The 25,083-nt window shown below is 66.2% G+C and carries 28 protein-coding genes; 18 read left to right on the top strand and 10 right to left on the bottom strand.

Annotated elements, in window-relative coordinates:
• The first annotated feature begins 107 nt into the window (after positions 1–107).
• Positions 108–725 (top strand): DUF1345 domain-containing protein, encoded by a 618-nt coding sequence (locus G6N46_RS18640; protein ID WP_163693182.1) that lies wholly within the window; start codon positions 108–110, stop codon positions 723–725.
• Here the strand turns inward: G6N46_RS18640 and G6N46_RS18635 are convergent.
• Positions 709–1,245 carry a DinB family protein gene (locus tag G6N46_RS18635; RefSeq protein WP_226520203.1) on the bottom strand — a complete coding sequence of 179 codons (537 nt, stop codon included), beginning with the start codon at positions 1,243–1,245 and terminating at the stop codon, positions 709–711. The two genes, G6N46_RS18640 and G6N46_RS18635, sit on opposite strands and share 17 nt — an antisense overlap.
• Positions 1,246–1,387: 142 nt before the next feature.
• Here G6N46_RS18635 and G6N46_RS18630 point away from each other — a divergent pair, with 142 nt between their 5' ends.
• Genes G6N46_RS18630 through G6N46_RS18620 form a run of 3 tightly spaced genes read left to right on the top strand, consistent with a single transcriptional unit; the run spans position 1,388 to position 5,129 of the window.
• Positions 1,388–2,185, top strand: a complete 798-nt coding sequence (locus G6N46_RS18630) for an SMP-30/gluconolactonase/LRE family protein (RefSeq protein ID WP_138251248.1) — start codon at positions 1,388–1,390, stop codon at positions 2,183–2,185.
• Between the two features lie 51 nt (positions 2,186–2,236).
• Positions 2,237–3,616 carry an amino acid permease gene (locus G6N46_RS18625; RefSeq protein WP_226520204.1) on the top strand — a complete coding sequence of 460 codons (1,380 nt, stop codon included), beginning with the start codon at positions 2,237–2,239 and terminating at the stop codon, positions 3,614–3,616.
• Between the two features lie 10 nt (positions 3,617–3,626).
• The gene (locus G6N46_RS18620) at positions 3,627–5,129 is read left to right on the top strand and encodes a serine hydrolase domain-containing protein (protein WP_174814063.1); all 1,503 of its coding nucleotides are present in this window, start codon (positions 3,627–3,629) and stop codon (positions 5,127–5,129) included.
• On the opposite strand, the gene G6N46_RS18615 is transcribed toward G6N46_RS18620, so the two are convergent.
• Positions 5,109–5,531 carry a hypothetical protein gene (locus G6N46_RS18615; protein WP_138251249.1) on the bottom strand — a complete coding sequence of 141 codons (423 nt, stop codon included), beginning with the start codon at positions 5,529–5,531 and terminating at the stop codon, positions 5,109–5,111. The genes G6N46_RS18620 and G6N46_RS18615 overlap by 21 nt on opposite strands.
• Positions 5,532–5,538: 7 nt before the next feature.
• Positions 5,539–5,727, bottom strand: coding sequence for a mechanosensitive ion channel domain-containing protein (locus tag G6N46_RS18610; protein WP_138251250.1), 189 nt, complete (start codon positions 5,725–5,727; stop codon positions 5,539–5,541).
• 184 nt (positions 5,728–5,911) lie between these two features.
• Here G6N46_RS18610 and G6N46_RS18605 point away from each other — a divergent pair, with 184 nt between their 5' ends.
• Entirely contained in the window at positions 5,912–6,523 is a 612-nt protein-coding gene (locus tag G6N46_RS18605) for a TetR/AcrR family transcriptional regulator (RefSeq protein ID WP_163692874.1), read from the top strand.
• 14 nt (positions 6,524–6,537) lie between these two features.
• On the opposite strand, the gene G6N46_RS18600 is transcribed toward G6N46_RS18605, so the two are convergent.
• On the bottom strand, positions 6,538–7,113 hold the full coding sequence (locus G6N46_RS18600) for a Uma2 family endonuclease (protein ID WP_138251252.1): 576 nt from the start codon (positions 7,111–7,113) through the stop codon (positions 6,538–6,540).
• 103 nt (positions 7,114–7,216) lie between these two features.
• On the opposite strand from G6N46_RS18600, the gene G6N46_RS18595 reads away from it, so the two are divergent.
• Entirely contained in the window at positions 7,217–8,308 is a 1,092-nt protein-coding gene (locus tag G6N46_RS18595; RefSeq protein WP_226520205.1) for a type III PLP-dependent enzyme, read from the top strand.
• The gene (speD, locus tag G6N46_RS18590) at positions 8,289–9,494 is read left to right on the top strand and encodes an adenosylmethionine decarboxylase (protein WP_138251253.1); all 1,206 of its coding nucleotides are present in this window, start codon (positions 8,289–8,291) and stop codon (positions 9,492–9,494) included. Before G6N46_RS18595 ends, speD begins: the two co-directional genes overlap by 20 nt.
• Here the strand turns inward: speD and G6N46_RS18585 are convergent.
• A complete protein-coding gene (locus G6N46_RS18585) occupies positions 9,484–10,314 on the bottom strand; it encodes a class I SAM-dependent methyltransferase (protein WP_138251254.1) in 831 nt (276 codons plus the stop codon). The genes speD and G6N46_RS18585 overlap by 11 nt on opposite strands.
• A 119-nt stretch (positions 10,315–10,433) precedes the next feature.
• Positions 10,434–11,642 carry a PucR family transcriptional regulator gene (locus G6N46_RS18580; RefSeq protein WP_197746728.1) on the bottom strand — a complete coding sequence of 403 codons (1,209 nt, stop codon included), beginning with the start codon at positions 11,640–11,642 and terminating at the stop codon, positions 10,434–10,436.
• Positions 11,643–11,727: 85 nt separating this feature from the next.
• On the opposite strand from G6N46_RS18580, the gene G6N46_RS18575 reads away from it, so the two are divergent.
• From G6N46_RS18575 to G6N46_RS18560, 4 genes are all read left to right on the top strand, one after another.
• Complete coding sequence (locus tag G6N46_RS18575; RefSeq protein ID WP_138251255.1) at positions 11,728–12,819, top strand: ferredoxin reductase; 1,092 nt, start codon at positions 11,728–11,730, stop codon at positions 12,817–12,819.
• A gap of 40 nt (positions 12,820–12,859) precedes the next feature.
• Positions 12,860–14,020, top strand: a complete 1,161-nt coding sequence (locus G6N46_RS18570; RefSeq protein ID WP_138251256.1) for a fatty acid desaturase family protein — start codon at positions 12,860–12,862, stop codon at positions 14,018–14,020.
• A gap of 88 nt (positions 14,021–14,108) precedes the next feature.
• Positions 14,109–14,912 carry a DUF1906 domain-containing protein gene (locus G6N46_RS18565; RefSeq protein ID WP_138251257.1) on the top strand — a complete coding sequence of 268 codons (804 nt, stop codon included), beginning with the start codon at positions 14,109–14,111 and terminating at the stop codon, positions 14,910–14,912.
• Positions 14,913–14,922: 10 nt separating this feature from the next.
• Complete coding sequence (locus G6N46_RS18560) at positions 14,923–15,492, top strand: hypothetical protein (protein ID WP_138251258.1); 570 nt, start codon at positions 14,923–14,925, stop codon at positions 15,490–15,492.
• Between the two features lie 11 nt (positions 15,493–15,503).
• On the opposite strand, the gene abc-f is transcribed toward G6N46_RS18560, so the two are convergent.
• Both abc-f and G6N46_RS18550 read right to left on the bottom strand, forming a co-directional pair.
• Positions 15,504–17,150, bottom strand: coding sequence for a ribosomal protection-like ABC-F family protein (gene abc-f / locus G6N46_RS18555; protein WP_138251259.1), 1,647 nt, complete (start codon positions 17,148–17,150; stop codon positions 15,504–15,506).
• A gap of 30 nt (positions 17,151–17,180) precedes the next feature.
• The gene (locus G6N46_RS18550) at positions 17,181–17,465 is read right to left on the bottom strand and encodes a MerR family transcriptional regulator (protein ID WP_226522308.1); all 285 of its coding nucleotides are present in this window, start codon (positions 17,463–17,465) and stop codon (positions 17,181–17,183) included.
• A 188-nt stretch (positions 17,466–17,653) separates the two neighbouring features.
• Between G6N46_RS18550 and G6N46_RS18545 the strand changes: the two genes are divergently transcribed.
• The 4 genes from G6N46_RS18545 to G6N46_RS18530 all read left to right on the top strand — a co-directional run bounded on the left by G6N46_RS18545 (position 17,654) and on the right by G6N46_RS18530 (position 19,678).
• Positions 17,654–18,145 (top strand): Hsp20/alpha crystallin family protein, encoded by a 492-nt coding sequence (locus G6N46_RS18545; protein WP_138251261.1) that lies wholly within the window; start codon positions 17,654–17,656, stop codon positions 18,143–18,145.
• A 303-nt stretch (positions 18,146–18,448) separates the two neighbouring features.
• Complete coding sequence (locus tag G6N46_RS18540; protein ID WP_138251262.1) at positions 18,449–18,775, top strand: hypothetical protein; 327 nt, start codon at positions 18,449–18,451, stop codon at positions 18,773–18,775.
• Positions 18,776–18,999: 224 nt separating this feature from the next.
• Positions 19,000–19,212 carry a hypothetical protein gene (locus tag G6N46_RS18535; protein ID WP_138251263.1) on the top strand — a complete coding sequence of 71 codons (213 nt, stop codon included), beginning with the start codon at positions 19,000–19,002 and terminating at the stop codon, positions 19,210–19,212.
• A 4-nt stretch (positions 19,213–19,216) separates the two neighbouring features.
• Positions 19,217–19,678: a hypothetical protein gene (locus tag G6N46_RS18530; protein WP_138251264.1), complete on the top strand. Its 462-nt coding sequence runs from the start codon at positions 19,217–19,219 to the stop codon at positions 19,676–19,678.
• Here G6N46_RS18530 and G6N46_RS18525 read toward each other — a convergent pair.
• Together G6N46_RS18525 and G6N46_RS18520 are read right to left on the bottom strand one after the other, a co-directional pair.
• Complete coding sequence (locus tag G6N46_RS18525) at positions 19,645–20,082, bottom strand: hypothetical protein (protein WP_138251265.1); 438 nt, start codon at positions 20,080–20,082, stop codon at positions 19,645–19,647. The two genes, G6N46_RS18530 and G6N46_RS18525, sit on opposite strands and share 34 nt — an antisense overlap.
• A 31-nt stretch (positions 20,083–20,113) precedes the next feature.
• Positions 20,114–21,316 carry an ROK family transcriptional regulator gene (locus G6N46_RS18520; protein ID WP_138251266.1) on the bottom strand — a complete coding sequence of 401 codons (1,203 nt, stop codon included), beginning with the start codon at positions 21,314–21,316 and terminating at the stop codon, positions 20,114–20,116.
• Positions 21,317–21,567: 251 nt separating this feature from the next.
• Between G6N46_RS18520 and gap the strand changes: the two genes are divergently transcribed.
• From gap to G6N46_RS18505, 3 genes are all read left to right on the top strand, one after another.
• A complete protein-coding gene (gene gap, locus G6N46_RS18515; RefSeq protein ID WP_138251267.1) occupies positions 21,568–22,587 on the top strand; it encodes a type I glyceraldehyde-3-phosphate dehydrogenase in 1,020 nt (339 codons plus the stop codon).
• A gap of 139 nt (positions 22,588–22,726) precedes the next feature.
• Positions 22,727–24,079 carry a DUF445 domain-containing protein gene (locus G6N46_RS18510; protein WP_138251268.1) on the top strand — a complete coding sequence of 451 codons (1,353 nt, stop codon included), beginning with the start codon at positions 22,727–22,729 and terminating at the stop codon, positions 24,077–24,079.
• Positions 24,076–25,050 (top strand): Abi-alpha family protein, encoded by a 975-nt coding sequence (locus tag G6N46_RS18505; protein ID WP_138251269.1) that lies wholly within the window; start codon positions 24,076–24,078, stop codon positions 25,048–25,050. The genes G6N46_RS18510 and G6N46_RS18505 overlap by 4 nt, the downstream gene beginning before the upstream one ends.
• Positions 25,051–25,083 lie beyond the last annotated feature (33 nt).

The following is a 25,083-nucleotide window of genomic DNA, read 5'->3' as shown; positions in this document are numbered from 1 at the left end:
GCGTGTTGGTCGCTCCGACCGAACCCACTCCGCCATGTGAGTTTCCGAGTTCATGCTGAAAGACGCGCAACACGAGGACCATGAGGGACGTGAAAGGTCAGACGCGCATATCCGGCACCGACAGATTCTGGATCAGTTCGGCTATCGGGGTGGTGTCCGGCGGCGCGGCGTGGCTGCTCCTGGACCGCTGGCCCGTCGGTCTCCTGGTCGTGGTCATCGCGACCGCAGCCACACACGTCGCCTGGACCCTCGCCGTGCACTGGCCGATGGACCCCGAACAGACCCGCGAACACGCCCGCAACGAGGACGTCAACAACGACGTCGGGAACCTCGTGCGCCTACTGATCCTGGCGGGAAGCCTGTCCGCCATCGGCATCCTGCTCAAATCCGCCGACGATGCCGACAAGGCCTCCTACGCGGGACTGTCGCTCGCCGCGATTCTGTCGACGTGGGCGCTACTGCACACCATGCACACGGCCCGCTACGCCCGCTTCTACTACAGCGGCGAACCCGGCGGAATCGACTTCAATTCCACCGTCCCGCCCCGGTATGTCGACTTCTACTACTTCTCGTTCAACCTCGGAATGACCTACCAGGTCTCCGACACCGCCGTCACCGAGTCCGACATCCGGGCAGAGGTGCTCGAGCACTGCCTCTTCAGCTACATCTACGGAACGGTGATCATCGCGTGCACCATCAACCTGGTCATCAACCTCGTGGGCTGACGTCGTAGGCGTGGTGGACGATGTCGTGCAGGTGGTAGAGCGAGATGGTCGCGATGGTGAATTCGCTGCCGTTACTGCGCAATCCACGTCGATCCCACGCATCGGCCGGCACATTGGCATACGTGGCGGCGACGATGTTCGCGGCGTCGAACAGTTCGGTCGCGACCACGGCCGGGTCCTGCGACGGGTAGTCGTCGGCGATCGCCGTTTCGTCCTGATCCCAGTTCGGAAACCGCGGATCGTCCTCCGTCAGCATCAACTGGACGCGGTGCTCGAAGATGCGGTGGACATCCCGGATGTGGCAGCCGTATTCGAGCGTCGACCACACGCCGGGCCGCGGCCGGGTTCGCACGTCAGCCGAGGCGAGGCGGTGCACCCAGTCGGCGGCGTCGTCGCGAATCCGGTCGGCGACGTCCGCGGGCCGGACAGCTGACGCGTCGAACCCGCAGTCCGGGCACGCGCGCGACAGCACCCACGTCCAGTCCTTGGTATCGGGTTCGATCGGGTCCGGAGTCGTCACCGGACCAGTCTGGCACTCACCTCGGTGCGGTGATTCGGATCGGTACCCCGATCGGGTCGGGATAGCCTCAACGCACTCATCGAGCGAAGGGAATGGTCCGACGACGACGTCCACAGCAGTTGAACCGTTCATCGACGGGTTCGTGTACGGCGAGGGGCCTCGGTGGCACGACGGCCGCCTCTGGTTCAGCGACGGGCCGGCCGGGCGGGTGTACTCGGTCGGCGAAACCGGTGACCTCACCGTGGCGGCCGAAGTCCCCCGCGCCTCCGGGCTCGGCTGGCTTGCCGACGGCACCCTCGTGGTGTCGACGCTGTTCGAAGCCACGATTCAGCACGTCGACGGCCAGGGCAACACCACCGCGACGTTCGACCTCAGCGGCCTGGCCTGGTCCACCAACGACCTCGTCGTGACTCCGGACGGGCGCGGATACGTCGACCTCTACAAGCAGACCAACAACGCGCTGGTCGGGGAGATCGGTCTCGTCGATCCCACCGGGACGGTCCGCATCGTCGCGACCGGTCTCGCCGTCCCCAACGGCCTCGGCTTCCTGCCCGACGGGTCGACCCTCGTTGTCAGCGAGACGAACGGCTCACGCCTGCTTGCCTTTTCGACCGAGCCCGACGGCAGCCTCGGCGCGCCCACCGTGTTCGCCGACCTGGGTCCGGGGCGCCACCCGGACGGCCTCTGCATCGACGCCGAGGGCGGCGTGTGGGTCGGTTGCTATGACTCCGGCGAATTCCTCCGCGTCGTTGCCGGCGGCACCGTGACCGATCGCATCACCATCGACGGCGGATGGGCGGTCGCGCCCGCGCTGGGCGGAGCCGACGGCCGCACGCTGTACCTCGTGGTCGACGACACCACCCACGAGGGACTGATGCGCGGCGAATCGGCGGGACGGATTATGCAGACCCGCGTCGACGTCCCCGCCGCTCCCACGTAACAGCGTCTCCGCACCGGCCCGCGATCACACCGAATGGAAGGCAGCACCCCGATGGCTCCGAGCACCCGTCCCGCGCAGGGATCGCAGGGCGCCGTCTCCGCGGCCGACGCCCCGATGCACCGCGAGCTGAAGAACCGGCACCTGCAGATGATCTCGCTGGGCTCGGCGATCGGGACCGGGCTGTTCCTGATCTCCGGCACGTCGGTCCAGGCCGCGGGACCCATCGTGCTCGTCGGCTATGCGATCGCCGGCATCGTTCTGTACGGGGTCATGCGGATGCTCGGCGAGATGGCCGTGGCCCATCCCGTCGCAGGGTCGTGGTCGGCATACGCGCGTGAATACCTCGGTAAGCCAGCGGGATTCATCGCCGGTTGGAACTGGTGGTACGTCTGCGTCGTCGTCTGCATGGTGGAGCTGACGGCGGCCTCGGAGTTCATGGCCTTCTGGTTCCCGGACATGCCGCACTGGATTACCACCGCCGTCTGTCTGGTGCTGATCACCGGCGCGAACATGATCAACGTCAAGGCCTTCGGCGAGTTCGAGTTCTACTTCACGCTGATCAAGGTGACGGCCGTCATCGCGATGATCGTGCTCGGCATCGCCATTATCTTCGGCGCGGGCGACTACAACGTGCACGGCCTGCAAAACCTCTGGGCGCACGGCGGTTTCGCGCCGAAGGGGCTCGGCGCCTTCATGATCTCGCTGGTCGCGATCACCTTCTCGTTCGGCGGTATTGAGTCGCTGGGCACCGCTGCCGGCGAGGTCGAGGAGCCCGCCCGCAACATCCCCCGCGCCATCAACCAGGTGCTGCTGCGCATCCTGGTCTTCTACGTCGGCGCCATCGGCGTCATGCTGATCATCTGGCCGTGGGACCAGGTGGGCACCGAGGGCAGCCCGTTCGTGCTGATGCTCGTCGGCCTCGGAATCGGCGGCGCCGCAACGCTGCTCAATGTCGTCGTGCTGACCGCCGCGTTGTCGGTGGCCAACGTCATGACCTACAGCAACGCGCGTGTCCTGTATGACCTCGCCGCCAGCGGCCAAGCCCCCCGGTTCCTCGCGCACACCAACGCCCAGGGCGTGCCCGTTCGTGCGCTCCTGCTCAACTCCGGATTCGTGGCCGTGGCAGTGCTTCTGAATGTGCTGCTCCCGGGCAAGGCGCTGGTGGTCCTCATTCCCGTCGTGGTCGGCGCCGAGCTGATCACCTGGAGCATCATTGCGCTCAGCCACCTGCGCTTCCGGGCGCGTGAAGGCGCGGGCGTCTTCAAGACACCGCTGTCGCCGATCACGAACTACCTGTGTCTCGGGTACTTCGCACTGATCTACATCCTGATGACGCAGGATCCGGCATCCCACGCCGGTGCGATCGCGCTACCTCTGTGGTTCTGCGGTCTGCTCATCGTCGGGTTCGTCCTGGGCAGAGTCAGGCGCTAACGTCGAACCGGTGAAGGTGTCTCGCGTCGCACGGGTTTCGGCCGTCGTGCTGGCCGTCGCGGCGTGTGGGCAGCCAGGGCCGCCGGCCGTCACTTCACCGACTGCCTCACCCACTGCCTCTCCGGCGGCCGCCGCGGTGCCCAGCACCGTCCCGATCCCCACCGTCGTCCCGGCCGGCCCGTTCGCCGCCGTGTCCCGTCTGGTGAACGACGCCATTGCGGCACATCGCTTGCCCGGCGCGGTGATTCAGGTCGGGCACGCCGGGAAGGTCGTCTTCCGGCAGGCCTACGGTGCGCGCCGGCTCGGTGACGAACCCGCGCTGGACGGGTCGTCGTCGCCCGCCGAGCCGATGACCGACGACACCATCTTCGATCTCGCGTCGTTGTCGAAGAGCATCGCGACGACCGTGGCTGTCCTGCAGCTGTACGAAAAAGGGCTGGTGCAGGTCGACGAACCCGTCCAGACATATTTCCCGGAATTCAACGCCACCAACGATCCGCGGCGCGCCCAGGTCACCGTGCGCATGATGCTGACGCACACGTCCGGTACCGGCGGAGACCTCAGCCACCAGGGTCCATGGGGGCTGACAAGCGCCGACAAGGCGGAGGGCATTCGTCGGGCGCTCACCGCGCCTCTGGAGTTCGGTCCCGGCGAGGGGTTCCACTACTCCGACCTGAACTTCATCATCCTCGGCGCGCTGATCGAGAAGATCACCGGCGAGTCCCTCGACAACTACGTGCAGGACAACGTCTTTGCGCCGTTGGGGCTTGCCGATACGCGGTATCTCCCTGCGACCAAAGCCTGCGGTCCGCACCAAGTGCGCGGTACGGCAATCGTTTTCGAAGGCGTGCCGTCAGAACCCTGCCCGCCGGGGACGTGGAGCACAGCGCTGTTGGCGCGCGTTGCACCGACCGCCCACGACGACGACACCCCCGGCATCAACCCCGACTTCGACCACCTCATCCGCGGCACCGTGCATGACCCGACGGCCCGACGCATGGGCGGCACCGGAGGGAGCGCCGGAGTGTTCTCGACGGCCGACGACCTGGGCCGCTACGCGCAGGCGCTGCTCGACCGCCTCGCGGGACGCCCGAGTCCGTTCCCGCTGCAGCAGTCGACCGCCGAATTGATGGCGACCCCGCAGCAGCCCGGGCACAACGCCGGGCAGGTGCCCGCCGCGGCCAGGGCCTCTCGCTACGCCGCCGAAAACCACCCCAACACAACGGATCCCCTCCTCGCGCCGAACTATCCGGCCATCGCGGGGCAGGAACTGCGCAGCTTCGGTTGGGATATCGACACCGAGCATTCGCGGCCACGCGGCATGGTGTTCCCCGTCGGCAGCTTCGGGCACACCGGCTTCACCGGGGTCACCCTCTGGATCGATCCCGGATCGGACACCTACGTGGTGGTGCTGGCGAACGTGATCCATCAACGGGGCGGGCCACCGATCGCTCGGCTGAGCGGCGATATCGCCACAGAGGCAGGACGGGCCCTACGACTGTACGGAAACTGACGGTCTGCGTTGACTGCGAACTGAGGTCGCAAAAGGTCGAGTGGCTGAGTGCGTTGATTCGCAATCAACGTAGATTGCATGCGATTTCACGCAGATCAGCGAGCGGCTGATCACCGGGCGCCTGTTGGGGGCGAGCACCACGAGGTCGTCGATGACCTGCCGGAGGCGCTCGTGATCCTCATGAAGGACATACGCCTCGAGCCAGGTATCACACAGTTGCACCAGCTCGGCCTTGACCGGAATCCGCTTGACGGCAATCAGTTTCAGCAGAATGCGGATAGAGGTGAACGAGTCGCCCGCACCGACGCTGATGAAGACGTGGTTGCGCTCACGGGCGTCCAGTTCGGGTTTGGCGACGTCGATGAGCGACCAGGCCAGGTTGGTTTCCTGTACGTGTTGCATGGCCGAGTCACTGCGGAGCAGCCAGCCGGAGCTGAACGAGTTCCCATGGACAGACCATCCGCGGGGTGCCCATCACGGTGGTGATGGCGACGAGGACAGAGCCGACGTCGGTGACGGTGCCGACGTGGGGCCCGTTGCGAACCAGGTCGCCGATATTGAATTGCCTCGCAGGACTGTTCGATTCGTTGATGTCCATTGTCATCCGCCTCCGGGGTGCGGGTTGGTCCCAGCGTGGTTTACAGCTGACGTTTTTAGTTATTTGTCAGAATGCGCGCGGGGGCGGCCCCAAGTCAAGGTCAAAGCGATGTTGTCGGAAACCCGCTACCCGCTGAATGGACAAGTGTCAAGGAGCGTCAGTTGTGGTCGGTAACATCAGGCGCATGCCCAAGGGAGCCCGCCAGCCGTCAGGGGAAACGGCGAAACCGGACGACGCGCGTGATCGGATCCTTACTGCCGCCGAGAGCTGCATCACCCGGTACGGCCTTCGCAAGACCACGATGGAGGACATCGCCTCCGAGGTCGGCCTGTCCCGGCCAAGCGTCTACCGCTATTTCAGCGACCGCGACGATCTGATCATCGAGCTGATGCTCCTGCGGTCCCGGGCCATTCGCGACCGCGCACATAAACTCATGGCCCGGAAGACCACCCTCGCAGACCAGATCGTCGAGGGGCTCCTCTACGCCGCCGACCAGGCTCGGGTCGACCCCGTGATGCGCTACCTCATCGACGCCGAGGCGACGAGCCTGAGTCAGCGGCTGCTCATTTCCCGCACAACAGAGACCATCGCCTCCGAGTTCTGGGACCCGTTCCTCGACCCCGCCTACGTCAACGGCACGTTGTCACGACAGATCAGTCGGCCGGATGTCTATCTCTGGCTGTCCAGTGTCGGACTGATGTTGATGCGCGGGCTCAACGAGACCAACGACCCCAATCGGTACCGGTCCATCCTGCGAAACTTCGTCGCCCCGGCCTTCGCCGCGGCCAAAGGCTGATCCGCCGGCGGCCGTCAGGCGAAGCGGCCCAGCAAGTCGATCGGAACGATGCGCACCGGGAAGGGGTGTGCGGCGTCGTGGGCTTCGCTGCCCGTAACGGACGCGGTTTCGGCGTAACTGCCGTCGCGGAGTTCGAAGACAGTCAGCCGTACCTGGTCCGGGTCAATGACCCAGTAGCTCTGCACACCGAGCCGTTCGTACGCAGCCTTCTTGGTGTTGAGGTCATTGAGCGCAGTGCTGGGCGACAGCACCTCGACGGCAAGCACCGGTGGTTTCGGCAGGTCCTTTTCGGTGAAGTCTTCGAAGCGGCCAACCAGGACGTCGGGTTGGAGTTCGATTTCATCGCCATGGTGGACCGCGTATGGCGCGGCTAGCACCACGAACTCGTCAGGGCATGCTGTGTCAAGCAGTCCACCTAGCTTGATCACCATCGTTTGGTGTCGGGTGCCGGGTGCCGGGCTCACGATGAGCACCCCGTCGATGAGTTCGTAGCGGCGGCCGTCATCGGGCATCCCTTCCAGATCACGCACCGTCAGCGGGCCTGATCCGGATACGGGGAATCCTCCGGTTGTGGCTGTCACAGCTCCCATGGTGCACCTCCTTGTCGGTTGTTGCCCACAGATCAGCACACGGCACCGACAGAACCGCGGCGGTCTCGCGCGTCATGGGCGTTCGTTCAGTACGCTGCCGCCTGTGCCCGGTAGGCCATACCTGACGATCGACCTCGCGACGGTGCGCAGGAACGTCGCTGCGTTGCGCGTGGCACTGCCCGCCGCCGAAATTCGGTACGCCGTGAAGGCCAACCCGGCGGAGCCCGTCCTGCGGCTGCTGTCAGAGCTCGACTGCACCTTTGACGTCGCGTCCGTCGGCGAGATCGACCTGTGCGCCGCAACCGGTATCGACGGCGCGCTGATGACGTTCGGGAATCCGCTCAAGAAGCCCGCGGAGGTGGCCTACGCGCTTGCGCGTGGCGTCCGGCGGTTCACCTTCGACACCGCGGCCGGGCTGGAAGCGATCGCCGAGAACGCGCCGGGGTCGAGCGTCGAATGCCGCATCGCGCCGACGTTCCCGTCGTCGGTGACGCCGTTCGGGCACAAGTTCGGGTGTGCCCCCGACGAGGCGGTTGACCTGCTGACCCGGGCGTCAGAGCTCGGTGTGCACGCAGACGGCGTGGCCTTCCACGTCGGGTCGCAGCAGTTGGACCCGGGCGCGTGGGAGATCGGCATCCGTTGCGCGCGTGAGATTTTCAATTCGGTTCCGGGACTGTCGACGCTGAACCTCGGCGGCGGCATCCCGATTTCCTACGATGCGCAGGTGCCCGGTGTCGGGATCGTCGGCGAGGCCATCGCCGGTGCGCTCGGACGTCACTTCCCGGTCCTCCCCCACGTCGTCATCGAGCCAGGACGCGCGATCGTCGGCTCAGCGGGCACGCTGTTCTGCGAAGTGGTGTCGGTACGGACCGGGACCGACGGGCGCCGCTGGGTGTACCTGGATATCGGCCGCTACGGCGGACTGGCCGAAACCGAGAACGAGTACATCCGCTACCGCCTGCGCACCCGCCGCGACGGCGACCCGGTGGCGGAGGCCGTCATCGCGGGTCCGACATGCGACGGTGATGATGTGCTGTACCGGCAGTATCCGCTGCCCGTAACGCTTTCGCCGGGCGATCTGGTCGAGATCCACTCGGCCGGCGCCTACACGACGAGTTACTCGTCGTCGTTCAATGGATTTGAGCCGCTGGCAACGCAATTCGTGGAGGTCAATGATGCAGTCACAACCGGGTAGCAGCTTCGCGGGCTGTCACGTGCTGGCCGAGTTCACCGGTGTCGATCGCGAACTGGCCAACGATCGGGTACGGCTGCGCCACCTACTCCGCAGCTCGGTCGAGCAGGCCGGCGCCACCGTGTGCGACATGGTGGACAAGCGCTTCGAGCCGCACGGCGTCACGGTGTTGGCGCTGCTCGCGGAGTCGCACGCGTCGATCCACAGTTACCCGGAGCGCGGCGCGATGTTCGTCGATGTCTTCACCTGCGGCGAGACCGCCGACGCCGAAGAAGCCGTCCGGCTGCTGCGGCAGGCCGTCGGCGCCGCGGATGCCCACGTCCACACCGTGTTTCGCGGTGCGGGCAAGCAGATCGTCGAACCGATGGCGCCCGGCATCACCCGCAACTGGGAGCTGACCGAGGTGCTCTGCGACATCCACACCGAGTTCCAGCATCTGGTGATCGGCCGTACCGCACAGGGCATTTCGTTGTTCAGCGACTCGGACCGGCAGAGCACCGAGTTCAGCCAGCTGGTCTACCACGAGGCCCTGATGGTGCCGGCGATGCTGCTGGCCCCGACCATCGAGCGGGTGCTGATCATCGGCTCCGGCGAGGGCGTGGCGAGCCAGATGGCCGTCGAGGCCGGCGCCACCCACGTCGATCACATCGACATCGACCGCGAGGCCGTCCGGTTGTGCGCCGAACACCTGCCCTACGGCTACACGCCCGATGAGTTGGCCAGGGCGGAAGCCGGACTCGGCCCTGTGACGGTGCACTACACCGACGGGTACGAGTTCGTCGCCACCCACACCGGTCCCCGCTATGACGTCGTCGTCATCGACCTGCCCGACGAACGGTCCGAGCCCGCGCAGCACAACCGCCTCTATGGCGCGGACTTCATGAAACTGTGCAAGGACATCGGCGCCGTCGTCGTCGGCCAAGCGGGGTGCCCCACGCTCTGGCGCAACGAGACCCTCATCCGGTCGTGGGAACGATTCGGCGAAACCTTCAGCACCGTCGTCTATTTCGGCAGCGACGAACACGAGTGGGCGTTCCTGTCAGGCACCGCCGAGGTGCTCGAGGATCCGCTCGCGACGATGACGGCACGCCTGCAGACGCTGCCGTACCGATGCCAGACCATCGACGCGCAATCGCTCGCGGCCGCTGTCACGCCGCCGATCTCACTGCGGACCGACGCTACCGCTTGACGGCAGTGACCAGCAGGTACTCAGCCTGATACTCGGTGCGACCGGTGTCAGCCGACTGATTGGCCACCGTCAGGAACTGTTCGAAGTCGTTGTCCAGCTGCTCAATCCGTTCCGGTTGACCAGCGTTGAAGTTGTAGACGGCGATGGTCGGCCCGTAGTTGGACTTCCAGTACTCGCGGAATTCGACCGGCGTCGGGCAGTGGGCCATGGTGACCGTCTGACGCCGGAACGTCAGCTCGGTCACCTTGTCCCCGAACAGCTCTCGTACGTGGTCGGCGTCGCCCCACAGCGGCGCCGGGGCCGCACCAGGCGGCAACGGCGGTGCATACGGTTTCATGGTCGCGAACAACTGGCCGATGAAACCCGTTGGCGTCCAGTTGATCATGCCGATGGTGCCGCCCGGGCGGCACACCCGGACCAGTTCGTCGGCGGTGACCTGATGATGCGGCGCGAACATGGCGCCGACACAGGACATCACCGCATCGAAACTGTTGTCCGCGTACGGCAATGCCTCGGCGTCGGCCGTCTCCCATTGCAGTTCGACGCCCCGCTGCGCGGCGATGGCGCGACCGGCGTCGAACAGCTCGGGCGTGAGGTCGCTGGCCGTGACCGTGGCGCCGGCCTCCGCGGCAGGTATCGCCGCGTTGCCCGACCCCGCCGCGACATCGAGCACGCGGTCGCGGGGCCGGATTCCGCAGGCACGCACCAGCTCCGGTCCGAGCGACGAGATGAGGTCGGCAGCGACGGCCGCGTAGTTTCCGGAGGCCCACAGCGCGCGGTGTTTGGCTTTGAGGGCCGCGTCGGCATCAACTTCGGTCATGGCTTTTCCTCCGGGGCGTTGGCTACGTCGACAACCGTACGAATGCGCTTCGGACCTTTGCTGAGGATAGCTTCCAGAAACTCTTCCCGCCGTATATCGAACGGAAGATCGTCACGGTCCTATTCGCCAGACGGCGACTTGTCCGCCCCCAGCGCCACAGCAATTTGCAGCACCACCCCGGGATCGTCGAGGCGGTCGCCATACAGTTCGCGGAGCTGAGTCATCCGGTAACGCACTGTTTGCGGGTGCACGAACAACGATTCGGCCACGGCGTCGCGGCGCCCGAGGTGCAACACCCATGCCCGCAACGTCTCCGCGAGTCGTTCCGCGGCACTTGGACGTAATTCGGCCATGGGCGCCAGGACCCGCCGACGCAGATCGTCGGCGGCATCCTGGTCGGCGCTGAGCACGAGGTCGACCAGGTGGTCTTCGGTATCGACAACGGTCGGTTCGTCGGCCACCAACGCGCGCATCCGGATTGCGCGCAGGTACGACGCGCTGACGGACGACCACTCGCGTACCGGTCCGACGATCGCCCGCCTACCTGCCAACGTGTCGAGAATCCGCCGTCGTTGGCGGCCCTCGGCATCGGGTACCAGCACGACGGCCAGCGATTCACCGGCGTCCACCTCGGGCGTGTCAAGGCTTGCCTGGAGTACTTCCTGAGTGAAAAGTGCTGTCAGCCTACGGATTTCAGACTCGGGCAGCAGCACGGCGCTCAGGGTCGTCGGCGGCTTCCAGTTGGCCTGCTCGGCGCTGGCGAGCAACTGATTCAAGGGTGCGCCCGCCAACAGTTCCACGGCGAGTCGGTCCAGGTGGCGTTGCCGCACCCGGCCGGCGGCCGCGAGTTCATCGGCGTGACCCGCGACGCTCGCCGCCGACAGCTCATCGATGAACGCGAACACCATTTCGGCGAACCTCGCCGTCGTGGCCGCAGAGAGGCCAGCCGCGACCGCGGTTTCGGAAAGCTCCCGCCATGCCACCCGAGCACCGACCCGATAGGCCGAGAGCAGGGCATCGATCGAACGGCCCGTGCGGGCCTCTCCCCGGCCCAGGTCGTAGGCGCCATCGAGGGCCGGAGACAGCCGCGGCCCCGGGTCGGTGCCCTGCGAGCGGGTGGTCAGACGCAGGAACACTCCCAGCGCCAACTGGACCGCGCTCTCGATGGTCTGCCCCATGGGGCCGCTGAACGCGTCGGTGTAGCTCGGCACCTCGGCCGTGACCGCCGCGACGGTCCGTTCGGCCATCTGCGGCAACACACCTTCCAGGGCCTGGACCATCTCCTCGTCGAGGTCCAGACCGCTGAATCGGGCAGCAGGATCGCTCACAACTGTTCTTTCCGAACAAAATCCTGCGGATTTCTCACCTCTTCAGCATAGGACTTTGTACCAGCGGTTCATGGACCCTAGAAACATGACGACGACAACAGTTCGCCCCAAGGCCGCGGGATTGCGCCGTCGCGTGCTGGAGCTGGCCGAGCGGATCACCACGCCGCTGCTGCCCGGCGACTACCTCGACCTCGTCGCACCCCTGCGGTCCGGCGCTCCCCTGCGCGGACGGATCACCGCCGTACACCCCGAGACGCGCGATTGCGTCACCGTGATGATCAAGCCGGGTAGCGGCTGGCAGTCACACATCCCGGGCCAGTACGTCCGCATCGGCATCGACGTCGACGGCGTCCGGCAGTGGCGCACCTACTCGCTGACCTCGCACACCGACCGCCCCGACGGGCACATCGCGATCACCGTCAAAGCCATCACGGACGGCACGGTCAGCAACCATCTGGTGCACCGGGCCACCGTCGGCACGCTGGTCCAGCTCGATCAGGCCGCCGGCGACTTCGTCCTTCCCGCCCCGGCACCGGACAAGCTGCTGTTCGTCGCCGCCGGCAGCGGCATCACGCCGATCATGGGCATCTTGCGCAACCTCGCCGACGGGACGGGCATCGACACCGTCGTCGTCCACTGCGCGCCGACACCCGACGACATGATCTTCGCCGGCGAGCTGCGCCAACTCGCCGCGCAGGGCCGGATCCGGCTGATCGAGGTCCACACCGCCACCGACGGCCGGCTCGACATGACGCGCCTGCACGAACTGGTCGGTGACCTCACCGCGCGGCACACCTGGGCATGCGGACCCGCCGGACTACTCGACGCGCTGCACGAGCACTGGACCGAGCACGGTGTCGCCGACCAGTTGCACACCGAGCGCTTCCGCGCCGAGATCCTCACCACCGGCGACGGTGGCACCGTGACGTTCACCCGGAGCGGCACGACCACCGAGGCCGCCGGTGATCAGACACTGCTCGACACCGGCGAGGCCGCCGGTGTCCTGATGCCCTCGGGCTGCCGCATGGGCGTGTGCTTCGGCTGCGTCGTCCCCCTGCGCCGGGGAACCGTGCGCGACGTCCGCACCGGCGACGTCACCACCGCGGCCGAAGGCGACGGGGTCGCCATCCAAACGTGCATCAGCGCAGCCGCGGGCGCCTGTGCCCTAGACATATGAGGCATCTAACCAATCTGCCCTTGACTCAAGGAGTTACGCCATGACCGCCATGCAACGCAAACTCAAGAACCCCGTAGCGCACCTCTCCGAGGCCGACATCGAGAACATCGGCATCGAACTCGACGCGATCCGCGCCGAGGTGATCGCCAGCCGTGGCGAGCGCGACGCGGCATACATTCGCAAAGTCATTGCCGGCCAACGCAAGCTCGAGCTGGCCAGCCGCGCCGTGCTGCTGTTCTCGCTCTTCCCGCCGGCGTGGCTCGTCGGCACCGCAGGACTGGCCGTGTCGAAGATCGTCGACAACATGGAAATCGGCCACAACGTGATGCACGGCCAGTGGGACTGGATGCGCGACCCGAAAATCCACTCCACAACATGGGAATGGGACAGCGCTTCACCCGCTGACATGTGGAAGCACTCTCACAACGAGCTGCACCACACCTACACCAACGTGCTCGGCAAGGACCAGGACCTGGGCTACGGCATCATGCGGGTCGACGAGGACCAGCGGTGGACTCCGTTCTATCTGATGCAGCCGCTGACAAACTTCATCAACGCCTGCTTCTTCCAATACGGCATCGCCGCATACGATTTGCAGATCGGCCGCTACCTCAAGGGCAAGACCGACAAGGAAGAGTTCCGCCGCCAGGGCAAGAAGGTGCTCGCCAAGACCGGCCGGCAGGCGCTGAAAGACTATGTCCTGCACCCACTTCTGTCGGGACCCTCGGCGCTCACCACGCTCACGGCGAATCTGACCGCCAACCTGATCCGCAATCTGTGGACCCACTCGGTGATCATGTGCGGGCACTTCCCGGAAGGCGTTGAAACCTACGAGAAGACGTCGATCGACGGCGAGACCCGCGGCCAGTGGTACCTGCGGCAGATGCTCGGCTCGGCCAACATCTCCGGCGGACGCTGGATGCATTTCATGACCGGCAACCTGTCCTTCCAGATCGAGCACCACCTGTTCCCGGATCTGCCCAGTAACCGCTATCAGGAGATTGCGCCGAAGGTCGCTGAACTCTTCGAGCGCTACGGGCTGACCTATGTCAGTGGCCCGCTGCCGAAACAGGTTGCGTCCGCATGGATGAAGGTCTTCCGGCTCTCCCTGCCCAACCGATTCGCGACGAAGCGCCTGCCGCGCCTCCGGCGGGGACGGGCACCGAAACCTGCGCCCGAGTTGTCGGTGGCGGCTGCATAGCCGGCTACCCGCTCGTCGCAGGTCACGATCTGAAATCGACCGGCGTCGGCAACAACTTTCACTTCTGTCGCATTGTTAACATCGCGAGATGCAGGACTACCCGGAGACCACAGGCCTTCGGCGCCCGTTCTCGCGGCGTGACGCGCTGCGCTACGTCGGCGCCGCGTCAGCGCTGGCCGGGCTCGGTGCGGCAGCCGCAGGTGCCGGCATTCCCATGGCGTCGGCCGCCGCACCCACATTGATCGATTTCGCCATGAAGCAGATTCCGGCGCAGGACATCCGGGCCGCCGGCCACGCCGGCGTCGTCAACTACGTCTCGACCTCGCGTCCGGGCTCGAGCATGGGCGCCAAGCCGATCACCCTGCCCTACGCCCGCTCGCTGGCCGCGGCCGGGCTGGCGATCGTCAGCAACTACCAGTACGGCAAGCCCGGTGGGACGGCGCCGTCGGACTTCACGCGCGGATACGCCGGCGGCGTCGCCGATGCCCGCACCGCCTGGCAGCTGCACAGCGCCGCGGGTGGCGGCCAGAGCGCGCCGATCTTCTTCTCCGTCGACGACGACATCAACCGCGAAACATGGAACAACGTTGCGCTGCCCTGGTTCCGGGGCATCAACTCGGTGCTCGGCGCGCAGCGCACCGGCGTGTACGGCGGCATCAACACCTGTCAGTGGGCGGCGGCCGACGGCGTCATCGGGCGCTCGACCACACCCGGCCGGGTGTGGGCCTGGCAGACCCGGTCGTGGTCCGGCGGCAAGATCTACCCGGGTGCCGTGATGTACCAACGCATCGTGAGCACCGCATCGAATCCCGGCCCCGTCGTCGGCGGGCTGGAAGTCGATGTCAGCGACGCGCTGGCCTCCGACGTCGGGCAGTGGAACTTGCATCCGTGAGGATGCCGGCGTGACCTCGGCGTTCGCGATCCACAGCTGGCGCGACATCGGCTTGATCGTCGGCGGCGTGCTGGTGATCATGATCGGCTCGCTGGTGATCACGCCCCTGCTGGTGCGCCGCGGACTCAAGACGCCGGCCGGGCTACGGCTGCTCAACCGGATCAGCGTCCGGGCGGTCCAGCTGGTGAAGCGGCCGATCACCATCATGGTGCTTGATGAGGTCATCGACGTCATCAAGACGGGCCACTACACCCGCAACATCTCCAACGCCATCGAAGAAAACCACGACGAACTGAAAGCTCTTGCGGCCGAAAAGATCCGCAGCGACTCGGGCATACCCGTCATCAGCCGAATCCCCGGGTACGACAAGGTCGTCGGCCAGGCGAGCGAATCCGTCATGCACGTCCTGATCGCGATGCTCGCCGACCCCCGGATGGACGAGTTCGTCTCCGACCTGCTGCGCAACAACCTCGAGCAGATTCAGAGCGCGGTCCGCCGCCGCGAACACGAGCGCGCTGCTTCGTTCCGCCAGGCCGGCACGCCCGCCGCGGCAGTGGTCTCCGACGCAGCCACGTCGTGACGTCGGCAGGTCTACAGCTCGGTGACGCGCCCGCCGTCCACCAGCCACGAACGATCCAACCGGACGTTCTCCAACATGCGGCGATCATGGGTCACCAACAGCAGTGCGCCGTCATAGGTCTCGAGCGCCTGCTCGAGTTGCTCGATGGCCGGCAGGTCGAGGTGGTTGGTCGGCTCATCGAGAACCAACACATTCGTCCCGCGCGCCTGCAGCAGCGCCAGCCCGGCGCGGGTGCGCTCGCCGGGCGACAGCTCGTCGACCGTGCGTTCCACGTGGTCCGCACGTAGCCCGAACTTCGCGAGCAGAGTCCGCACATCTGCGGTTGTCCATGACGGCACATGGTGCTCGAAGCGGTCGACGAGTCGACTGGCACCGGTGAAATCCGCACGCGCCTGGTCGATTTCACCGATGGCCACATTGGCGCCCAAACTGGCCCGACCCTCGTCGGGCTGCTGCCGACCGAGCAACAGGCGCAGCAGGGTGGATTTCCCCGCCCCGTTGGGGCCAGTGATGCCGATCCGCTCTCCGGCGTCGACCTGTAGCGACACCGGTCCCAGCACGAAATCACCTTGCCGCACAATGGCATTGTCGAGCGTCGCGACAACCGAACTGGACCGCGGCGCCGCCCCGATGGTGAACTGGAGCGTCCACTCCTTACGCGGCTCCTCGACTTCCTCGAGGCGGGCGATGCGGCTCTCCATCTGCCGGACCTTCTGCGCCTGTTTCTCACTGGACTCGGTTTGTGCGCTGCGCCGGTTCTTGTCGTTGTCGGGTGCTTTGCGCATCGCGTTGCGCACACCCTGACTCGACCACTCCCGCTGCGTGCGGGCACGCGCGACCAGATCGGCCTTCTTCTCGGCGAATTCGTCGTACTGCTCCCGACGGTGCCGACGAGCGACCTCACGCTCTTCCAGATAGCTCTCGTAGCCGCCGCCGTAGACGGTGGTCCGGTTCTGCGCCAGATCGAGTTCGAGAACGCGGGTTACGGTGCGGGCCAGGAACTCTCGATCATGGCTGACCAGGACGACGCCGCCGCGCAGGTTTCCGACGATTTCTTCGAGCCGGGCAAGTCCGTCAAGATCGAGGTCGTTGGTCGGCTCATCGAGCAGGACGATGTCGAATCGGGACAGCATCAGTGCCGCCAGCCCCACCCGCGCGGCCTGGCCACCCGACAAGGCGGTCATCAGAGTCGATTCCGGCCGCACTGCGTCGGAGTCGAGCCCCAGATCGGCCAGCACCGCCGGCACCCGCTCGTCGAGGTCCGCCGCGCCGGTCGCGAGCCAATGATCCAGCGCAGTGGCATAGGCGTCGGCGTCCGCCGCCGGATCTGCCAGGGCCTCAGCCGCGGCGTCCATGGCCTGTGTCGCCGCAGCACATCCCGTGCGGCGCGCGACGTACGCGGCGACCGTCTCCCCCGGCACCCGCTCGTGCTCCTGCGGCAGCCAGCCGACGAATGCGTCGGCCGGCGCGAGACTGACCACCCCATCGAGCGGTGCGAGTTCGCCCGCCAGGATCCGCAACAGCGTGCTCTTACCGGCACCGTTGGAGCCGACCACACCGATCACATCGCCGGGCGCCACCGTCACGTCGAGCCGTTCGAACAGCGTGCGGTGGGCGAATCCGCCGGCCAGATTGGTCGTGACGAGCGTCGCGGTCATGCCCCAATCGTCGCACCTACCCGCGGACGGCTACTCCGGCGGAGTGTTGTCGCCGGCGGCGTCCCGCAGGGCGGCGTTGGCGTCTTCGAGGTCCAGGATCCGGCCGACGCCGGCGATGTTCACCCCGGCGGCGAGCAAGGTGACGATGCGTTCGATGCGCGTGAGGTCGTCGGCGCTGTAGCGGCGGGTGCCGCCGTCGGTGCGGGCCGGCGTCAGCAGGCCGCGGCGCTCCCACGTCCGCAGCGATTGCGTTGGTGCGCCCGATAATTCAGCGGCGACCGTGATGCCGTACACCCCGTGACCGGAGGCGGGAATCCTGCTGGTGACCCCCAGGTCGCGTGGGTCGGAACCCCTGTTCGTGGTGCTCACAAATTTTCCTGCTCTTGGTGCTTGCATCTAATCTCTGTCTGGTGCTATATAAAAATCTATACCAGTTGGAACAGATAACCAACCGGTAGACGCACAGAGTGGAGAGAAGAAAGGAAGCACTGGAGGTGGCAACCATGCTGATGCGTACCGACCCGTTCCGGGAGTTGGACCGGTTCACCCAGCAGATTCTGGGGACCGCCGCGAGGCCCGCGGGGATGCCGATGGATGCCTGGCGTGACGGTGACGAGTTCATCGTCGAATTCGACCTGCCGGGGATCAGCACCGATTCGCTGGACCTGGACATCGAGAACAATGTGGTGACCGTGCGTGCCGAGCGAGCACCCCTCGACCCCGGCCGCGAGATGCTCGCCGCCGAGCGGCCGCGTGGGGTGTTCTCCCGCCAGCTGGTCCTGGGCAACAATCTCGACACCGCACGCATCACCGCCGACTACGACGCCGGGGTCCTGCGTCTGGTGATCCCAGTCGCCGAGAAGGCCAAGCCCCGCAAGATCACCGTCGGCCGTCCCGAGGGCGCCAAGGCGATCACCGACGACAACAAGGTGATCACCGAAGACGGTGATCCGGTGGCCAAACCGGCAGCGGCGAAAGAACCCGTCGGGGTCTAGACCCCCGTAGGACACCCTGCGGTGATGACGGGTCTGGCCACCACGCGCCCGGGGCGCATCCCCTCGCGACGGCCGACCTCCAAAGCCCGAACGCGCAGGCCGTCGGCGCGCCCCACTGGTGTGGTGACTGGTGATCAAGACGCGCGTGGCGCATCACCGGCGCATTGTCCAGCGACGTGGTGCCTGGCCAGGCCCGTCACCGCCGCAGGGTGTCCCCTCCGCCAATGGCGGTAAATCCATTGGTGCACAGACGAATACAGACCTGATTGGCCGGTCGATGCCGACACAGGAAAGGAGGTAGCCATGACACAGAGCACCGTGATGGCGGCGCCGGTACCGCCGAGCGCCGGCGAATCCGTCCAACTGTTGGTCGCGCCCGTGGTCACCAACGACCCAACGCCGGACCTCGCGCTGTTCGCCGAAGTCGACGCCATACTCTGCGAAGCTGCTTCCGCCCTGCGCCGGCCCCCGGCGCCACCGGCGGTCGGGTGCGCTCTCCGCGAGCCCCGGTGCGCTGGTCGGTCGTGGAATATGCACATGCCGCGACCGCGGAATGCACCCGCGGACCGCGTCGACCCGATGCAACGCAGCCCTCCGCAGCGCCTCGACGTGACCCCAGAGCACTGTTGACGATTCCCAGTGGAAGCGAGGTGATGGCATCACCGCACAAGCGGCCGGGCCGACCCGCCACAGGGCCACACACTGGACGCCGAGTTCCCCGACGTGGGCAGCCGAGGTGCGCCAAAGCCCAATCTAGGCAACATATCCCGTGGCGGGCGGCCCGCCACCATCACGTCAACGTTGTCACACCGAATCGTCGTCGAGTCACCTCCTTCGGCAGCAAGGGCACGCCCATGGAAGCAGTCGAGAAACCAAGCGCCCCAGCACAAGACGCGGACGTAACTGACCTGGTCGCGGCACAGACAGCCCGAACCGCCGAGGCTGCCCGACTGGCCGCCGAGGCAATGAAGGCACTCGCCGACGACGAAGAATCCGGTGCCATTCCCGCAATCAGCGAAATAGTGCAGATCACCCTGGGAATCCAGAAGACTCCCGACGGGAGGTAGCGGCATGGTGCGCAAACACGGGCGCTGGCACACCGAAGACGGCCCGGTGACAGTGGTGGCGGAGTTCTCGCTGCAACACCCCGAGACCGCCGCATCGCTTGCCAACGTCCTCGCCGATGCGATCGCCGAAAACCTCAGCGGGCGTTTGGGTTTCCTCACGTGCACCCTGATGGCCAGCGCTGATTCCTGTCGGCTGATCGCCGCTACCCGCTGGGCCGGCGAAGATGCGTGGCTCGCCGCTTCGGGCCACACTGATGCCCTACACAGCATCGGTGATCTGCATTGGCTGCAGTCCGGAGAACTCGACACCACGCTGACCGCACGTCTCGCCGAGAACGGAGCCGCACTCCAACGCGTCGACGTGTTCCACGAAGTACAGACGCTGAGCACTCTGGTCCCGACGTCACGGCGACCGCTGCGCGCCCCCGGCGACTACGCCGTGATCCGCAGCTCGGCACCCGGGTGAGAACTCAATGTGACGACGACGGTGCCGCTGCCCGTAGGGAATGACGCGTTGGCGTAGCCGATGAATCCGTAGTGCCCGTCGATCGTGGAGACCGCCGTGATGTCACCGCGCCCTGAGGCGCCGGTATCGAGATTGGTCCACGTCGCAACATCGGTGAATGTGCACGATCCGTCGTAGATGCCGGCGTCGTAGTGGATCGCGACGCGGACGCCGTGGCCCAATTGATCGCCGGCCTGCACGGGCGCCGCCTGGGCGTCGGCACTGACCGTGCCGCCACACGTCGGCGAGGCCACGACCGGAACTTCACCGAGTTGCGCGGCGGCATCGGCGCCCGCCGTCGCCACCGACAACCAGGGCACCGACAGCGCGACAAGCGTCAATCCGGCCGCACGTAATGAAGTCATGCCACTGTTATCGGCCACAACGCGGACGGTGTTAGCGCCCACGAGTACCCGACTCCAACGATGCATCAATCACGCTGGGGCTCAAGATGTGATCGAGCACCGTCGTTGCGCAGCCAACAATGCCGGATCGTTCTCGATGCACCGACGGCACAATCTGCAGAGTCCGGGTCGACAACGTGCTGGCGTTGCCGTACAGCGTTTCTCGCAGCCCCGCCACGAACACGTCGTAGGCGCCCACCATGTCGCCGGCCACAACGAGGACGGCGGGGTTCATCAGGTTCACCGCGGCGGCGAGAACCTCACCAACGTGGCGTCCGCTTTCACGAATCATGCTGCGCGCCTTGGCATCACCCCCGAGCGCCAGCGCCACCACGTCACGCAGGTGACTGACCTGGTAACCATCGTCGCGCAACGCGCGCACGATCGCCCAGCCACCGGCAATAGCCTCGACGCATCCCGTGTCACCGCAACGGCACGGAATGCCTGCTGCCGCCGCGATCTTGCTATGACCGAAGTCCCCTGCGGCCTGCACGGCGCCCCGCTGGAGTCGACCGCCCATGATGATTCCCGCGCCCAGCCCCGTCGATGCCTTCACCACGAGCATGTCGTCGGCGTCGGCGAGACCTGCGCGCCGTTCGGCAAGCGCAATGACGTTGGCGTCGTTGTCCATAACCACCGGCGCGTCGGTGAGCCCCCGAAAGTACGGCGCCAACGGCACCCCGTCCCACCCGCTCATGTTCGGAGAGTCCAGACTCGCTCCGCGCTGCTGGTCGACAGTGCCCGGCAAGCTCAGTCCGATCCCGAAAACGCGGTCGCCCCGGTGCCCGGAGTCGTCGAGCAGGGCGTCGAGGTGCTTGACCAGGTCAGGCATCAGATCGTCCGGACCCATGCCGGGCTCTTGATTGATGTCGGTGGTGGCGAGGATGTCGCCGACGAGATTGCACAACGCCAACTGGGTGCGGCTGCGCCCGATCGCCACCGCGAGAACGATTCCCGCGTCGACATTGAACGTGAGTTGGCTGGCCGGGCGGCCACCGGTCGACGCAGCGTGGTCGGGTTCGACCACCAGGCCGTGGGCTTGCAGCGCAGCGATGCGCGCCGTCACCGCCGTCCGGGACAGTCCGGTGATCCGGCCGATCTCGCTGCGGGTGATGGCACGGTGGGCCCTGATCACGGCGAACACCTCACCGACCGTGGGTGTCACCGACGTGCCGCTCTGCACCATGGCTCCCATTCAAGCAAGGCGAGACCGACCTGAGCAAACGTAAGGTCCGACCAGTTAGGTATTTACAGTACATAAGTATCTTGCAAAAAGTCGTAACTGGTGTAGGGTCCCTACTGGAACGATCAAGCTCCCCTGAGGGCCTTGATTTGCACCGGGTTCCGCCACATGAACGCCGGCGACATATCCACTGCGCATCCAAAGTTGTTGCGCGACAAAAGATTCACTTGGTGCAACACCACCCAGATCTAAGGAGATCAGCAGTGACCATTCGGATCGGCGTCAACGGCTTCGGGCGCATCGGGCGTAACTTCTTCCGGGCGCTCGATGCGCAGCAGGCGGCGGGCATCAACACCGATCTGGAAATTGTGGCGGTCAACGACCTGACCTCCACCGATGCGCTAGCGCATCTGTTGAAGTTCGATTCGATCCTGGGCCGGCTGCCCCATGAGGTCCGCGCCGACGGCGACACGTTGGTGGTGGGCGACGCCAAGATCACCGCGCTGGCTGTCAAAGCAGGTCCGGCCGCGCTGCCGTGGGGCGACCTCGGTGTGGACATCGTGGTGGAGTCGACGGGCATCTTCACCGACGCCGCCAAAGCGCGGGGACATTTGGAGGCCGGGGCCAAGAAGGTCATCATCTCCGCACCGGCGACCGGTGAGGACATCACCATCGTGATGGGCGTCAACGACGACAAGTACGACGGCAGCCAGAACATCATCTCCAACGCCTCGTGCACCACGAACTGTCTGGGTCCGATTGCCAAGGTGCTCAACGACGAATTCGGCATCGTGCGTGGGTTGATGACGACCATCCACGCCTATACGCAGGATCAGAATCTGCAGGACGGGCCGCACAAGGATCTGCGGCGGGCGCGCGCGGCGGCCATCAACATCGTGCCGACGTCCACGGGTGCGGCCAAGGCCATCGGTCTGGTGCTGCCCGAGCTCAAGGGCAAGCTCGACGGGTATGCGTTGCGGGTGCCGGTGCCCACCGGGTCGGTGACCGATCTGACGGCCGAGCTGGGTAAGTCGGTGACGGCCGAGGAGATCAACGCGGCGATGCAGGCCGCCGCCGAGGGGCCGCTCAAGGGGATTCTCAAGTACTACGACGCGCCCATTGTGTCGTCCGATATCGTCACCGACCCGCACAGTTCGCTGTTCGATGCGGGACTGACCAAGGTCATCGCCAACCAGGCCAAGGTCGTCTCGTGGTACGACAACGAATGGGGCTACTCCAACCGCATCGCCGATCTGGCTGCAATGGTGGGTAGGTCGCTCTAGAGATCGGCCGACTGTGACCTGTCTCTAACCCTCATGCCCGGTCAAGTCGCGGTCTGGCATCGCTTCACCCGCTAATGTGCATTCGCACAGGTGGACAGCGATTCTCGTCGGCGAATCACCTTTGCTCGGACGAAAGGCGGTGAGGACGACGCTCGGCGAATTCTGGAGTTGGTTGGTCAATCGCGACTGGACGTTGAGCCAGATCGACACCCCCATGGCGTGGTTCGCATTCCTGAGCATTCCGTTGTTCACCGCGGTGATCGGCTGGCTCATCAACTGGACCGGCCTGATCATGCTGTTCTATCCCGTCAACTTCCACGGATTCAGAATCCCGGGGATGGCCGAGCTGGCCCGGCTGTTGCCACACAAGCTGCAGGAGATCCCCGGCATCCTGCAGGGCGGCGTCGGCTGGCAGGGCATCGTGCCGGCCCGCGCGGCCAAGATGGGCTCGATCGCGTCCGACAAGGCCATCGCCAAGCTCGGTACGCCCGCCGAGTTCTATCAGCAGCTCGAGCCTGACAAGATCGCCGAGCACATCGTCAGGCTCTTCCAGCCCGAGATCGCGAGCCTCGTCGATGAGGTGATGATCGCCAACGACCCACAGTTCTGGCGCGACCTGCCCACCGTCGGCAAACGCGCGCTCGTCGCGCGGGTCCAGTCGCAGCTGCCGGAGGTCGTGCAGTCGATCACCACCGAGATCGGCATCCACATCGATCAGCTGCTCGACCCCAAGATCATGGTGATCGAGCACTTTCGCAAGAACCCCGACCTGGTCATCCGCGTCTTCAAGGACATCGGCCAGCGCGAGCTGAACCTGATGGTCAACTTCGGCTTCATCTTCGGGTTCCTGTTGGGCATCCCGGTCGCGTTCATCGACCACTGGTTCCACACCTGGTGGATGCTGCCGACGCTCGGCGTCATCGTCGGCTGGATCACCAATGCGCTCGGTATGTGGCTCATCTTCGAACCGACCGAGCCGACCCGCTATTTCGGCATCAAGTTCCAGGGCCTGTTCCTCCAGCGGCAAGAGCAGGCCGCCGAGGTGTACGCCGGGATCATCGCCGACGACGTCATCACGCTGGAACGCATCGGCGACTTCCTGATCGACGGCCCGAGCGGCGACCGCACCCGCCAGATGATGGCCGCCGCACTGGGCCCGGCCATCGACCGGGCCGCCGGCCCCATCCGGGGCGCGGCGCGCGTGGCGCTTGGCGCCCAGGCCTACGACTCCATCAAGGCCGGCTTCGCCGCCGAGGCCGTCGGCCGGACGCTGACACCCTTCAAGGACGAAGAGTTCTCGAAGGCGCAATCAGGGAAAATCCGCACGCTGATCGCGCAGCGCACCAAAGAACTTGCACCGACCGACTTCGTCGAGATGCTGCGTTCCGCCATCAGGGAAGATGAGTGGATGCTCTACGCACACGGCGCAATCATGGGCGCGGCCGGTGGCTTCCTCCACTATGCGATCTTCTTGGGAATCGGTGTGGCATGAGTGACGACCAACGTCCGGGCCCCCGACGACGCCACGCCCAGTGGGGACCGCTCAGCGCCACGTTTTCTCCGCCAGCGGAGCCGACCTCGTCACTGCTACCCAGGAGCGCCGAAATCGGCGAAGCGCTGCCCGGTCTGGTCCGCCTGGCCGCGACGGCCTGGGTGCGTACCGCCGAATGGACCTTGGTGGCGGGGCTCAAAACGGGTCGCCGCGCGCTCGAGATCGTCGCTGATCCGACATCCGCGGCCGACTCCGCACGCGAGCTGATCTCCGGCGTCGCCCAGGCCGGCGCGGTTTTCGGCGACCTGGCGAAGGCCGTCTCCAACGGTGTATCGGTGTCGCAGGCCGTGGTCCAGGTCAGTGCCTCGCTCAGTGACACCGTGACGACGACGCACGACGTGTCGCATCAGCAGGAGGAAGAAGAGCGCCAGCGCAAGATGGAGCAGTCGTTGCGCGCTCAAGGGCAGGCGCTGCTGACCCGCTCGCGCGACGTGTGGAACACCGAGCGCGGCCACCCCGCGTACGCCCGCATCCTCGAGGAGATGGCGCCCGACGAGGCGCGCATCCTGTTGTTGCTCCTGCGCGGCGGGCCACAGCCGGCCGTCGACGTCCGCACGGGCGGCCCGATCGGCATGGTGTCCTCGCGCCTGGTGGCTCCGGGCCTCAACATGATCGGGCCGCGGGCGGGGCTCCGTTACCTCGACAACGTGCCCGCCTACCTCAACAACCTGTTCCGGCTGGGCCTGATCTGGTTCTCGCAGGAGCAACTGCGCGACCCGCTGGAATACCAGGTTGTCGAGGCACAACCGGACGTGCTGGCCGCGATGCACTCGGTGCGTGCGCACAAGGTCGTCCGCCGGTCGATCCACCTCACGCCGTTCGGCATCGACTTCTGCCGCGCCTGCCTGGTGGCAGAGGACGAAGACGTCGCGGTCCTGCCCGAGCATCAGGCGCCGCAGACCCTCGAGTGAGCGACGCCGGCCGTCGACGGCAGCAGATCCAGC

The sequence above is a fragment of the Mycolicibacterium phocaicum genome (assembly GCF_010731115.1).
In the GTDB taxonomy this organism is placed as follows: Bacteria; Actinomycetota; Actinomycetes; order Mycobacteriales; family Mycobacteriaceae; genus Mycobacterium; species Mycobacterium phocaicum.
This window is presented reverse-complemented; position numbering and strand designations above follow the sequence as displayed.